Origin of the sequence: Streptomyces sp. NL15-2K, assembly GCF_030551255.1 — a bacterium.
In the GTDB taxonomy this organism is placed as follows: domain Bacteria; phylum Actinomycetota; class Actinomycetes; order Streptomycetales; family Streptomycetaceae; genus Streptomyces.
On sequence record NZ_CP130630.1, the window covers coordinates 2,358,065 to 2,370,999 of the forward strand.

Consider the following 12,935-nt stretch of genomic DNA (forward strand, 5'->3'; position numbering starts at 1 on the left):
CGCTCAAGTACCGCTGGCGCTCCGGTGCGTGTGCGGTGCCCGTCCCCGCACTGCGCGACTCGGCGGTATGGAAGAGCCTAGAACGCCTTTGCGCTGGTGGGGAGATCATTTGCGTCATTGGGTTGCTCCAGCCGTGGCCTGTAAAACAGTCGGCTGCGGGTACCCGGTGAGGGCACCCGCAGCCGCCCTGCGTTTTACAGGTACTGACCGGTGTTCGCCACCGTGTCGATGGAGCGTCCGGTGTCCGCGCCCTGCTTTCCGGTGATGAGGGTACGGATGTAAACGATCCGTTCGCCCTTCTTTCCGGAGATACGGGCCCAGTCGTCCGGGTTGGTGGTGTTGGGCAGGTCCTCGTTCTCCTTGAACTCGTCCACGCAGGCCTGGAGGAGGTGGGAGACCCTCAGGCCCTTCTGGTTGTGCTCGAGGAAGTCCTTGATCGCCATCTTCTTGGCGCGGCCCACGATGTTCTCGATCATGGCACCGGAATTGAAGTCCTTGAAGTAGAGAACTTCCTTGTCGCCGTTGGCGTAGGTGACCTCCAGGAAGCGGTTTTCCTCGGATTCGGCGTACATCTGTTCCACGGCCGTCTGGATCATGCTCTGGACCGTGGAGGCCCGGTCGCCGCTGTGCTCTCCGACATCCTCGGAGTGCAGCGGGAGGCGCTCGGTGAGGTACTTCTGGAAGATGTCCTTGGCGGCTTCGGCGTCCGGACGCTCGATCTTGATCTTCACGTCCAGGCGGCCGGGCCGCAGGATGGCGGGGTCGATCATGTCCTCGCGGTTGGAGGCGCCGATCACGACCACGTTCTGCAGGCCTTCCACGCCGTCGATCTCGGCGAGCAGCTGCGGGACGATGGTGTTCTCCACGTCCGAGCTGACGCCGGAGCCTCGGGTGCGGAAGAGGGACTCCATCTCGTCGAAGAAGACGATCACGGGGGTGCCCTCGCTGGCCTTCTCACGAGCACGCTGGAAGACGAGGCGGATCTGCCGCTCGGTCTCGCCGACGTACTTGTTCAGGAGCTCGGGACCCTTGATGTTGAGGAAGAAGCTCTTGCCGGTGGCCTGGCCGGTGACCTCGGCGACCTTCTTGGCCAGCGAGTTGGCGACGGCCTTGGCGATGAGCGTCTTGCCGCATCCGGGGGGTCCGTACAGGAGGACGCCCTTCGGCGGGCGAAGTTCGTGCTCCTTGAACAGGTCCGGGTAGAGGTACGGGAGCTCGACCGCGTCGCGGATCATCTCGATCTGGTTGCCCAGACCGCCGATCTGCTCGTAGCCGATGTCCGGTACTTCCTCGAGGACGAGCTCTTCGACCTCGCTCTTGGGGACGACCTCGTAGACGTAGCCGGAGCGGGGTTCGAGCAGCAGGGCATCGCCGGGGCGGATGGTGACGTCCAGCAACGGCTCGGCGAGCCGTACCACCCGTTCCTCGTCGGTGTGCCCGAGCACCAGGGCGCGCTCGCCGTCCTCGAGGATCTCCTTGAGGGTGACGATGTCCCCGACGCGCTCGTACTCCATGGCCTCGACCACGTTGAGCGCTTCGTTGAGCATCACTTCCTGGCCGCGCCGGAGCTCGTCGAGCTCGACGCTGGGGCTGACGTTCACCCGGAGTTTGCGGCCTCCGGTGAAGATGTCGGCCGTGCCGTCCTCGTTCGCCGTGAGGAAGACACCGAAGCCGGCCGGCGGCTGTGCGAGCCGGTCGACCTCCTCCTTGAGGGCCACGATCTGGTCGCGGGCCTCACGGAGTGTGTTGGCGAGTCGCTCGTTCTGGGCGGACACGCCGGCCAGGTTGGTCTGCAGCTCGACGATCCGCTCTTCGAGAATCCTCGTGTGTCGCGGAGAGTCGGCGAGCTTGCGTCGCAGGACGGCGATCTCCTGCTCAAGGTAGGCAATCTGCCCGGCGGGGTCTTCGGACCCTCGTCCCGGGCGGATGCCGCGGTTCATGTCGTCGTCGTGGGCTGCCACGGTCCTCACCTCCTCCAAGGGGAGCTGGACGCTTCCAGACCCTACCTGGGTGGGTGTCGATTGAAACCCCTAGATCACAAAGACTGTCAAGGTGTGTCGTCGGCCACACCCTGTGCCCTTCCTCACGCGGTGTGGATACCCACTCAACGTGATTCAGAAGCGGGCTGTTCCAGGCCGGAGTGGTCAAATCCCTGCACGACTGACCGGAGTTGCGGCGACCGGGAGCGGGACTGCCTGGGCGAAAGCGGCCGCGGGTCGGTCGGTGGGGCGGCACCGCCGGTGCGTTCCGGGCCGGGCGGCGAGGCTTCCCGGGTCGCCGAGGAGCCTCGCATGTGACGCAGGGTGTCCGGTCGGACGGAGCGCGTCACCCGCGATGCGGCCAGGTCCCGACGGCCACGCCTTGACTCCGGTTGCCTCCGACCGGCGGGGCGAGCGTCCGGAGGCAGCTCACCCGCCGGGGAAACGCGCACCGAACGTGACTGAAAGCAGCCGGAGGTAGGGTCGACGTGTTCAACACCCGCCAGGGCAGGACCGACTTGCTTTCGCGGTCGGGCACCCGACGCAGGAAACGGCAGGAGAGATGAGCGTGCAGCAGGAGGCCGGGGTCGGCGGCGAGGCACTGGAGGTCTGGATCGACCAGGACCTCTGTACCGGCGACGGCATCTGCGCCCAGTACGCGCCCGAGGTGTTCGAGCTGGACATCGACGGTCTGGCCTATGTGAAGGGCGCGGACGACGAGCTGTTGCAGGACAAGGGAGCCACAACGCCCGTACCGCTGCCGCTTCTCACGGATGTGGTGGACTCCGCGAAGGAGTGTCCGGGCGACTGCATCCATGTGCGCCGGGCTTCGGACAAGGTCGAGGTGTACGGCCCGGACGCGGACGCCGAGTGACGGTAGAGGCGCTCCCCGTCACCTATGTCTGATTTCTCACATCCGCGGGTGTGACCGGCTCAGACGGTGTGTGCTCCGCGGGGTGTCGAGCGGACGAAGGCGCCGTTCTTCCACTGCCACTTCACGTTGTCCTTCGTGTCGGGGCAGCAACTGGGCACGTCGGAGGTGGAGTAGCCGAGCAGCGTCGCGAGGACGGCTCCGTCCCGGACGGCGAAGTCGGTGACGGTGCGGCGCTCCTTGGGGGCGACCAGGGTGGCGACCACGCGGGGTGCGCCGGTGTCCGCGGCCCGGGTGAGGACGTACACGCCGTCGGGCGGGGTGCCCATCGGGGCGTCGCAGTGCACCACGGCCACCGTCTCCGGTTTGCCGTCGCCGTCGAGGTCTCCGGAGGCCTTCTTCACCACGAGGGCCTTGACCGGACCGCACTCGATGGGGAAGTCGACGCCCGAGGGATCGGGGGGCGCGGTGACGGCCGGGGCCGGCTTGTTCCCGGGGCCGGCCGCCTGGGCCGCCGTCGCCGGGTTGGGCTGCAGGACCGAGGACAGGGCCACGACTCCGGCGACCGCCGTCGCGGTGGCGACCCAGTGGATCGGACGGGTGTGGGTGTGTGCCAATTCCGGGACGGCGGGTTGCTGCACTACGAGCGTCTCCTGGGAGGGCTGTGCCGGTGGGATGGCCAGCATGGTGCCACACGTCACAGTGCGAGGGAACGGCGGGGTCGGGGTTCCGGACGTTGGGTTGACGCCTTGGGTTGACGGATTCTGGCGCCGCGTCAGCACCAAGACTGCGCGTCAGCACGAAGACATCGCGGCCGAGTTCCCCGGTGCCCGGGGGAACTCGGCCGCGGCGTTTGTACGTTGGTGCGGCACAGGGCCGCCTTGAGCAGTGGCTCCTAGCGGCTGCCGGTGCCTCCGTCGGCGTTGGGGCCGGCGTAGTCCTCGCCGTAGGCGCCCTTGGCGGGGCGGCGGCGGCGCATGGGCGGCTCGACGCCGTCGGCGAGGCGGCGGGCGGTGAGGAGGAAGCCGGTGTGGCCGATCATCCGGTGGTCCGGGCGGACGGCCAGGCCCTCGATGTGCCAGTTGCGGATCATCGTCTCCCAGGCGGTCGGCTCGTTGAAGCAGCCGATCTCGCGGATGGACTCGACGGTTCTCGCGAGCTGGGTGGTGGTGGCGACGTAGGAGCAGAGGATGCCGCCGGGGACGAGCGCCTTGGAGACGGCCTCCAGGCACTCCCAGGGGGCGAGCATGTCGAGGATGACGCGGTCGACGTCCGTGTCGGACAGGTTGTCCTGGAGGTCGCCGACGGTGAGCTGCCAGGCGGGGTGCGGGCCGCCGAAGTAGCGCTCGACGTTCTGCTTCGCGATCTCGGCGAAGTCCTCGCGGCGCTCGTAGGAGTGCAGCATGCCCTGGTCGCCGATGGCGCGCAGCAGGAAGCTGCTGAGCGAGCCGGAGCCGACGCCGGCCTCCACGACGCGTGCGCCGGGGAAGATGTCGGCGAAGGCGAGGATCTGCCCCGCGTCCTTGGGGTAGACGACGGCTGCCCCGCGGGGCATGGACAGGACGTAGTCGGGGAGCAGGGGGCGCAGCGCGAGGTAGGCGACGTTCCCGGTGGTGCGGACAACGCTGCCCTCGGGAGCGCCGATCAGTTCGTCGTGCGGGAAGGAACCCTTGTGGGTGTGGAAGTTCTTCCCGGCTTCGAGCGTGAACGTGTAGTGGCGGCCCTTGGGGTCGGTCAGCTGTACCTGGTCCCCGACCTTGAAGGGCCCGCGACGGCGGGCGGCACCGGTCGGTTCGGACATGTGACCAGCCTACCGGCGTTTACGGGGGCCGCCGACCACGGGCCCTGGGCCCTGACGACAGGGCCTAGGCCGACGGCCTGGCCATCGCCTTCACGAAGGCGCGTTCCACGTCGGCCGCGGACAGGACGCCGTAGATCTCGCCGGTTTCCTCGACCACCAGGTACTCGGTGGCGGGGGTGGCGCGCAGGGCGTCCAGGAGGTCCTCTCCGGCCAGTTCCGCCGAGACGCGCATGCCGTCGGTGAGGTCCTGGGCGAGGCCGCTGACGGCGACCCAGGGGCGGCGGTGTTCCGGTACGCCGACGATGGCGGCCTCGCGGACGAGGGAGACCGGGGTGCCGTCCGGGTCGACGACGACCAGGGCGCGGGCTCCGGCGGCGTTGGCGCGGCGCAGGGCCTCGGAGAGGGGGGTGTGGGACTCGACGGGGACCGCGCGGCGGGTGAGGGAGCGGGCGCGCAGATCGGGCAGGTGTTCGCGCAGGCGGGCCATGCGCAGGCTGTTGCCGGCGCCGGTCCAGATGATCGCGGCGAGGATGGCGGCGAGCAGGGCGTCCATGACGGTGTCCATGCCGACGTTGTCCTCGGCGTTGGAGCCGAGCGCCCCGGACTGGGTGAGCAGGGGCAGGCCGATCAGGACGGAGACGGCGAGGAACCGGCCGACCCAGGCCGCGGCGATGGTGCCGTTCATGGGCTTGCCGGTGATCTTCCAGACGACGGCGCGGAGCATGCGGCCGCCGTCGAGCGGGAGGCCGGGCAGGAGGTTGAAGGCGGCCACGATGAGGTTGGAGATCATCAGGCCGGCCAGCAGGACGCCGGGGACGGTGCCCGGCTCGATGGGCAGCAGGGCGAGGTAGAACAGGCCCGCGAGGACGAGGGAGAGCAGCGGCCCGACGAAGGCCAGTACGAACTCCCGTCCCGGCGTCTCGGCCTCCTTCTCGATCTCGGAGACCCCGCCGAAGAACTGGAGCTGGATGCGGCGGACCGGGAGTTTGAAGCGGAGGGCGGCGACGGTGTGGGCCAGTTCGTGGACGAGGACGGAGGCGTAGAAGGCGACCGCGAAGAAGAGGGAGACGAGGTAGCGGGCGGCGCCGAGTTCGGGCAGTACCCGGTCGAGCTGGCCGCCGAACACCCAGGTGATCAGGGCGGCGACGAGGAACCAGCTGGGCGCGACGTAGACGGGCACGCCGAACGGCCGTCCCATCAGCAGCCCGCCCCGGGGTGCCGGGGGCTGGGGCGGACGGCCCTTGCCGAGGCCGGAGTGAGCGAGGGGGCGGTCGCCGCCTGCGGGGGGACGGGCATCGCCGTCGGGGGGACGGGTGTCGCCGGGCGTGTGCGGGGTCGGTCGGTCGTCGGAGGGTCCAGGGGGCTTGGGCCGGTCGAGGTCGGGGCTGCCGGTCGGGCGGGCGCCGTGTGCTGCCTCGTGGCCGGAAGCGTCGGTCCCGTTTGTCGAGTCGGTGTCGGCGGGGTCGGGGGTGGCCTCCGAGGGCTGTTCCGAGGCCGGAGCGGCGGGGCCCGCGGCGGGCTCCGCGCCCTGTCCCTCTTCGGCGCGGCCCGGCGCGTGCTGCCCCTGGCCTCCGCGCCCCTCGGCGTCATCCTGGCGCGCGTCGATCCGTCGTACCGCCATCGTCTGTTCGTCGGCCGGGACGGCCTCGTCGTTCTGGGTGCCCTGCGGGGTCGGGTCGGGGCGTGTGGGATCGGTGGCCGGCGTCGTGGATGCCGCGTGGCGCTCGGCCGACTCGTCGTTGCCGGACCGCGGCTGCCCGCTCCCGCCGCTCTCGTCCACGATGTCCCCTCGTTCGAAGCGTCTTCCGCGCCTGCAGGGCGGAAGGGTCTCGGGTCGATGGTATGCGGCCGTCGCGACGTGTTTCGCCCCGGCACCCCCTGCGTTTGCTCCGCTGTGGGACGGCCGCGGACGCGGCTGCGTCACTGTCAGTGGCGGGCCGTATGGTCTGTGGTCATGGAGACGAGCACCGAGGGCCCCGCGGAGGCCCACAGCGGCAGTAGCGCACCGGCGGATCCGCCGGGCGGGGCCGAGCCGACGGCGGCGGGGGATGCGGCGGCCGTGACCGAGACCGTCGCCGTCGCCATACCGCCTGCCTCGCTGTCTCCCTCGCGTGCCAGTGACTTCATGCAGTGTCCGCTGCTGTACCGGTTCCGGGTGATCGACCGGCTGCCCGAGAAGCCGAGCGAGGCGGCGACGCGGGGCACGCTGGTGCACGCGGTCCTGGAGCGGCTCTTCGACGCGCCGGCCGCCGAGCGGACCGCGCCCCGCGCCAAGTCGCTCATCCCCGGTCAGTGGGACCGGCTCCGGGAGAGCAGGCCGGAGGTCGTGGAGCTGTTCGCCGACGATCCGGAGGGCGAGCGGATGGCGCGCTGGCTCGGCGAGGCGGAGCGGCTCGTGGAGCGCTGGTTCACGCTGGAGGACCCGACGCGGCTCGAACCGGCGGAGCGCGAGCTGTTCATCGAGGCGGAGCTGGACTCCGGGCTGAGACTGCGCGGGATCATCGACCGGGTCGACGTGGCGCCCACCGGCGAGGTGCGGATCGTCGACTACAAGACGGGCAAGGCGCCCCGGCCGGAGTACGCCGAAGGTGCCCTGTTCCAGATGAAGTTCTACGCCCTCGTCGTCTGGCGGCTGAAGGAGGTGATCCCGCGTCGGCTCCAGCTGGTCTATCTGGGCAGCGGTGACGTCGTGACGTACGACCCCGTCCTGGCCGATCTGGAGCGCGTCGAGCGCAAGTTGCTCGCGCTGTGGGACGCGATCCGTCTGGCGACCGAGACGGGCGAGTGGCGGCCCCGCCCGACCAAGCTGTGCGGCTGGTGCGACCACCAGGAACACTGCCCGGAGTTCGGCGGCACTCCCCCGCCCTATCCACTCCCGGTGAGGGCGGCGCAGTCCGATGGCGTGCCGCAGGGCAGAATGGGCCCGGACTAGCGAAGGAGACTCACGTGGCCATCCGCGTCCTACTGGTCGACGACCAGCCGCTGCTGCGCACCGGCTTCCGCATGATTCTCGAAGCGGAGCAGGACCTCGCGGTCGTCGGCGAGGCCGGCGACGGCCTCCAGGCCCTCGACCAGGTGCGGGCGCTGCAGCCCGATGTGGTTCTGATGGACATCCGTATGCCGCGGATGGACGGCGTGGAGGCGACCCGGCAGATCACCGGCCCCGGGCGGGACGGCCCGGCCAAGGTGCTGGTGCTGACCACCTTCGACCTCGACGAGTATGTGGTGGAGGCGTTGAGGGCGGGCGCCAGCGGGTTCCTGCTGAAGGACGCCCCGGCCAACGAACTGGTGCAGGCGATCCGGGTGGTGGCCGCGGGCGAGGCGATGCTCGCGCCGAGCATCACGCGCCGGCTGCTCGACAAGTACGCCACGCATCTGCCGTCGGGCGAGGAGCCGGTGCCGGACACGCTGCACACCCTCACCGAGCGTGAGGTGGAGGTGCTGAAGCTGGTGGCGCGCGGCCTGTCGAACGCGGAGATCGCCGCGGATCTCTTCGTCAGCGAGACCACCGTCAAGACGCACGTCGGTCACGTCCTGACCAAGCTGGGGCTGCGGGACCGTGTGCAGGCGGCGGTGTACGCGTATGAGAGCGGGCTGGTGCGCCCCGGCGCGCAGTAAGAGGTTCGCACCAAGCGGTAAGAGGTTCTACGACGAAGAGGGCGCCCCTTGCCTGGGCGGTTTCTAGGTGTCGTCGCAACACGTGGTTGTGTTGATCAGGCGGTGAGCAGTTTATGCAGGCGCTCGGCTGGGGTTTCCCGGCCGAGCGTTTTGCGTGGGCGGCCGTTCAGCTCGGCGGCGACGGCGTCGAGGTGCTCGCGGGTGTGGACGGCGAGGTCGGTGCCCTTGGGGAAGTACTGCCGGAGCAGGCCGTTGGTGTTCTCGTTCGAGCCGCGCTGCCAGGGGCTGGCCGGATCGCAGAAGTAGACCGGGACGTCGGTGGCGATGGTGAACGCGCCGTGGCTGCCCATTTCCGAGCCCTGGTCCCACGTCAGGGACCGTCGCAGGTGGGACGGCAGGGTCCGGACCGTGGTGACCAGCGCGTCGCGAACGCTCTCGGCGCCGTGGTCGCCGGGCAGATGCAGGAGCATGACGTAGCGGGTGGCCCGCTCGACCAGGGTACCGATCGCCGACTTTCCGTCCTTGCCGATGATGAGATCGCCCTCCCAGTGCCCGGGGACCGCCCGGTCCTCGGCTTCGGCCGGACGCTCGCTGATCATGACCATCGGGGTGGCGAACCGGGGCCGGCGCTGCTGGGCCTGGCGGCGAGGTCTGCGCCGGGCGCGTCCGGTGCGCAGGGCGCGGGCCAGTTCGCGGCGCAGCTCACCCCGGCCCTGGACGTAGAGGGCCTGGTAGACCGTCTCGTGGACCACGTGCATCTCCGGCCGCTGGGGAAACCGTGCCCGCAGAGCCTGACAGATCTGCTCCGGGCTCCACCGTAGGTCCAGGTGGTCCTGGATGAAGTTGCGCAGCTGCGGGTTCTGGCCGATCTTCCCGGGCTTCGGACGGGGCCGGCGGGCATCGGCACGGGCCTGGGCCGCGTGCGGGCGGTACTGGCCGCCCGTCGGGTGACGGTTGCGGCGGATCTCCCGGCTGACCGTCGACGGGCTGCGGCCCAGCTCCGCGGCTATCGCCCGCACGGTCGCCTTCTCCCGCAGCCGGTCGGCGATGTGAATGCAGTCTTCCTCGCGCAGGTACCGGGACGGCCCGCAGGGCGCTGCCACCGCGTTGATCGGTGGCAGCGCCTTCCGGTTACCGTATGCCTGACGACCGTTGCGCCACTTCTGGCCGGTCCGGCGGTCGATCCCGACGATCCGGCACGCTTCCCGGTTGCTCACACCCTGCTGCATGAGCCGGGAGTATGCCTCCCGCTCCCTGGCGAGCTTCTTCCTGCCCTGAGGCCTCTCCCGGTCCTTACGGATCTCGAAGTCCATCGCACCCCTTGAACTGGGGTGTTGCAACGACTCCTAGAACCCAAGGCCTGCAAGGGGCGCCCTCGGCGTTCGTACGGCGGTCTGTCAGTCCTTGCTGAGTTCCCAGAAGCGGAACACGGTCGAGGCGTCGAGGCAGTACTCCAGGCCGTAGACGTCGTCGCGGGTGACCGCGTACTGCTTGGCCTGCCAGACGGGCAGGACGGGCAGTTCGTCGGCGACGATGTCCTGGAGCTTGGCGAAGTTCTCGTCGGTCGCGGAGCGGTCGCTCTGGGCGGCGGTCTGCGGGATGAGCGTGCCGGTGATCGTGTTGTTGGTGTAGTTGTTGCTCAGCACGTTGCCCTTGCCGAAGAAGGGGGCCGTGAAGTTGTCGGCGTCGGGGTAGTCGGGCACCCAGCCCTTGACGTAGACGCCGTACTTGCCGGCGGCTGTGTCCTGCTCGTACTGGTCGAAGGCCACGGACTTCACGTCGGCGTCGAACAGGCCGCTGGCGTTGAGCTGGCCGGCGATCGCCTTCAGCAGGGCGTCGGTGGCCGGGCCGTAGCGGGACGGGGTCGACCAGAGGGTCAGCTTCACCTTGTCGGTGATGCCGTCGCTCCGCAGCGCGGCGGCGGCCTTGGCCTTGGAGGGGCGGGCGCCGTAGGTGTCGAAGAAGGCCGTGTTGTGGCCGGAGATTCCGGCCGGGATGATCGAGTACAGCGGGGTGGCGGTGCCCTGGTAGACGTCCCTGATGAGGGCGTCCCGGTCGAGCAGGTGGGCGATGGCCTGGCGCACGCCGAGTTGCCCGGCCACCGGGTCGTCCATGTTGAAGACCAGGTGCTGGACCTCGGCGCTGCTGCCCTCGACGACCTCGACGCCGGAGTTGTCGCCGGTCTTCTCGATGTCGGCGATGTCGTTCGCGCTGAGGCCGCGGTAGGCGATGTCGATCTTCTTGGCGAGCAGGTCCCGCTTCAGGGCGGACTGGTCGCCGTGGAAGAACTTGAGCGTCACGCCGGTGTTCTGCACGTCGGCGGTGCCCTTGTAGTTGTCGTTGACCGAGAAGACGGCCTCGTCGTCGGAGAACGACTCCAGCTGGTAGGGGCCGGAGCCGACCGCCTCGCCGTCCTCGCGCAGCCCGTCGGCGTCGTACTGGGTGTGGTCGACGATGGAGCCGGCGCCGGAGGCGATCTTGCTCGGGAAGGTGGCGTCGGGCGTGTTGAGGCGGAAGACGACCGTCTTCTCGTCCGGCGTCTCGACCTTGTCGAGCATGGGGAACATGATCGCGGGGCCGTCGTCGTCGTTGATCTTCAGCATGCGGTCGAAGGAGAACTTGACGTCCTCAGAGGTGAGGTCATCACCGTTGCTGAACTTCAGGCCGTCCTTCAGGGTGCACTGGTAGACCTGGGCCCGCGTGTCCGTGAAGGAGCACTCCTCGGCGGCCTCCGGCTGGGGTTCCGTGCTGCCCTTGGGGAAGCTCAGCAGCGACTGGAAGACGTTGTTGAACAACAGCCAGGAGCCGGGGTCGTAGCCGGAGGCGGGGTCGGTGGCCAGGACGTCGTCGGACATCCCCATCACCACCGAGGAGCCGCTGCCCCCGGAGCCCCCGGACTCCGTTCCGCAGCCGGTCAACAGGCCGGAGGCCAGCCCCGCCACGATGGGCAGGACCGGCCACTGGTTGCGCATATTCACGTGCAGGTGCCTTTGGTCGGTTGTATGGGCCCCGGGGCCGCCCCTCCCGGGCCCCGGGCAGGGGGAGGTGTCAGCCGCTCATTCCGCGGCCGAGCTCCCACAGCTGAAGCGTCGAGGAGGAGTTGAGGGCGTAGGCCGTGCCCGTGACGTCGTCGCGGGCGGCGACGTACTGCTTGCCCTGCCACAGCGGCAGCAGCGGGACGTCCTCGGCGACGATGTCCTGAATGTTCGTCAGGCTGCCGACAGCGGACAGCCGGTCGGCCTCGCGGCGGGACTCCGGGATGAGGGTGTTGCGGATCCGGCTGTTGGCGTAGGGCAGCTTGAGGAAGTTGTCCTTGTCGAGGAACGGCGCGATGTAGCTGTCGGCGTCCGGGAAGTCCGGGAACCAGCCCATGCCCCAGACCTCGTACTCGCCCTTGCGCTCGGCCGGGACGAAGGTCGCCCAGGGCTCGCCCTTGATGGTGACGTCGAACAGGCCGCTGCCGTTGAGCTGCTTCTGCAGCAGCTCGAACTCTTCCTTGGTGGCCGAGCCGTAGTGGTCGGTCGTGTAGTGCAGGGTCAGCTTCACCGGTGTGGTGATGTCGGCCCTGGCCAGGATGGACTTGGCCTTGGTCACGCTCGGGTCGCCGTACTTGTTGAAGAACGAGTTGGAGTGGCCGGTGATGGAGGCCGGGACCATCGAGTACAGCGGCTCGGCCTGGGAGCCGTAGACCTTGGAGACGAGTTCGCTGCGGTTGACGACCTGGGCCATCGCCTCGCGGACGGCCCTGGACTTCACCGCCGGGGCGCTGGTGTTGAAGGCCAGGTAGCGGATCTCCAGGCCGGCCACCTCGACGAGGTCGACGGCGCCGCCCGAGGCGTTGGACAGCTTCTGGATCTGGGCCGGCGACATCGAGCGGGTCATCAGGTCGATGTCGCCCTTCTCCAGCGCGGTGCCCATGGCGTCGGCGTCCGCGAAGGAGCGCAGCTCGACCTTGTCGTTGTTCACCTTCAGCGTCCCCTTGTAGTTGGGGTTCTTGGTGAACTGGACATCGACGAGTTCGTCGCCCTTGACGTCGGCGCGCATGGTGTACGGGCCGGAGCCGTCCACGTCGAAACCGTCGCGCAGCTTGTTCTTCTCGTAGTCGTCCGGGTTGACGATGCCGGCGACGGGCGTCGACAGCTTGTACGGGAAGGTGGCGTCGGCGGTCTTGAGGTGGAAGATGACTTCGTTGTCACCCTGCGTCTCGACGGTGTCGATGGTGGAGAGCAGGGCGAACACACCGCTGTCGGACTGGATGGCGCGGGCGCGGTCGATCGAGTACTTCACGTCCTCGGCGGTGATGGCGTCGCCATTGGCGAACTTCAGGCCGTCACGGAGCTTGCAGGCGTAGCGCTCGTTGCCGGAGTCGGTGAAGCCGCAGCTCTGGGCCGCCTCGGGGACGGGCTCGCCGTCGCCCTTCGGCTGGATCATCAGGGTCTGCACGGTCTGGCGCAGGATGTTCCAGGTGCCGACGTCGTAGGCGTAGGCCGGGTCGAGGGGCGCGGGGGCGTCCTTCGAGGCGGTGAACCGGTCCGTGGTGCCGACGACGATCCCGTCGCCGCCGTTGCTCCCGCTGCCGGACCCGCCGCAGGCGGCGAGCACCGGCGCGAGCAGGCCGATCACGGCCGGCAGCACCAAAGTCTTGCGGTTCATGCTCGAGTTTCTC

10 protein-coding genes are annotated in these 12,935 nt (G+C 69.4%); 3 read left to right on the plus strand and 7 right to left on the minus strand.

From position 1 onward, the window contains the following. Positions 1 to 194: 194 nt before the first annotated feature. On the minus strand, positions 195 to 1,961 hold the full coding sequence (gene arc, locus Q4V64_RS10100) for a proteasome ATPase (RefSeq protein ID WP_124443648.1): 1,767 nt from the start codon (positions 1,959 to 1,961) through the stop codon (positions 195 to 197). A gap of 580 nt (positions 1,962 to 2,541) precedes the next feature. Between arc and Q4V64_RS10105 the strand changes: the two genes are divergently transcribed. Further along, positions 2,542 to 2,853: a ferredoxin gene (locus tag Q4V64_RS10105; RefSeq protein ID WP_124443647.1), complete on the plus strand. Its 312-nt coding sequence runs from the start codon at positions 2,542 to 2,544 to the stop codon at positions 2,851 to 2,853. Positions 2,854 to 2,912: 59 nt separating this feature from the next. On the opposite strand, the gene Q4V64_RS10110 is transcribed toward Q4V64_RS10105, so the two are convergent. From Q4V64_RS10110 to Q4V64_RS10120, 3 genes are all read right to left on the minus strand, one after another. Beyond that, positions 2,913 to 3,491 carry a hypothetical protein gene (locus Q4V64_RS10110; RefSeq protein WP_124443895.1) on the minus strand — a complete coding sequence of 193 codons (579 nt, stop codon included), beginning with the start codon at positions 3,489 to 3,491 and terminating at the stop codon, positions 2,913 to 2,915. A gap of 254 nt (positions 3,492 to 3,745) precedes the next feature. Then, positions 3,746 to 4,651, minus strand: a complete 906-nt coding sequence (locus tag Q4V64_RS10115) for a tRNA (adenine-N1)-methyltransferase (RefSeq protein ID WP_124443646.1) — start codon at positions 4,649 to 4,651, stop codon at positions 3,746 to 3,748. A 64-nt stretch (positions 4,652 to 4,715) separates the two neighbouring features. Then, positions 4,716 to 6,431, minus strand: coding sequence for a site-2 protease family protein (locus tag Q4V64_RS10120; protein WP_124443645.1), 1,716 nt, complete (start codon positions 6,429 to 6,431; stop codon positions 4,716 to 4,718). A 174-nt stretch (positions 6,432 to 6,605) separates the two neighbouring features. Between Q4V64_RS10120 and Q4V64_RS10125 the strand changes: the two genes are divergently transcribed. Then, a complete protein-coding gene (locus Q4V64_RS10125) occupies positions 6,606 to 7,583 on the plus strand; it encodes a RecB family exonuclease (RefSeq protein WP_124443644.1) in 978 nt (325 codons plus the stop codon). A gap of 14 nt (positions 7,584 to 7,597) precedes the next feature. Then, positions 7,598 to 8,269: a response regulator transcription factor gene (locus Q4V64_RS10130; RefSeq protein ID WP_124443643.1), complete on the plus strand. Its 672-nt coding sequence runs from the start codon at positions 7,598 to 7,600 to the stop codon at positions 8,267 to 8,269. A gap of 95 nt (positions 8,270 to 8,364) precedes the next feature. Here Q4V64_RS10130 and Q4V64_RS10135 read toward each other — a convergent pair whose 3' ends face one another. The 3 genes from Q4V64_RS10135 to Q4V64_RS10145 form a co-directional block, all read right to left on the minus strand. Then, positions 8,365 to 9,582 (minus strand): IS30 family transposase, encoded by a 1,218-nt coding sequence (locus Q4V64_RS10135; protein WP_348540799.1) that lies wholly within the window; start codon positions 9,580 to 9,582, stop codon positions 8,365 to 8,367. Positions 9,583 to 9,666: 84 nt separating this feature from the next. Continuing rightward, positions 9,667 to 11,247 carry an ABC transporter substrate-binding protein gene (locus Q4V64_RS10140; RefSeq protein WP_124443507.1) on the minus strand — a complete coding sequence of 527 codons (1,581 nt, stop codon included), beginning with the start codon at positions 11,245 to 11,247 and terminating at the stop codon, positions 9,667 to 9,669. Between the two features lie 70 nt (positions 11,248 to 11,317). Further along, complete coding sequence (locus Q4V64_RS10145; RefSeq protein ID WP_124443506.1) at positions 11,318 to 12,922, minus strand: ABC transporter substrate-binding protein; 1,605 nt, start codon at positions 12,920 to 12,922, stop codon at positions 11,318 to 11,320. Positions 12,923 to 12,935: the final 13 nt, after the last annotated feature.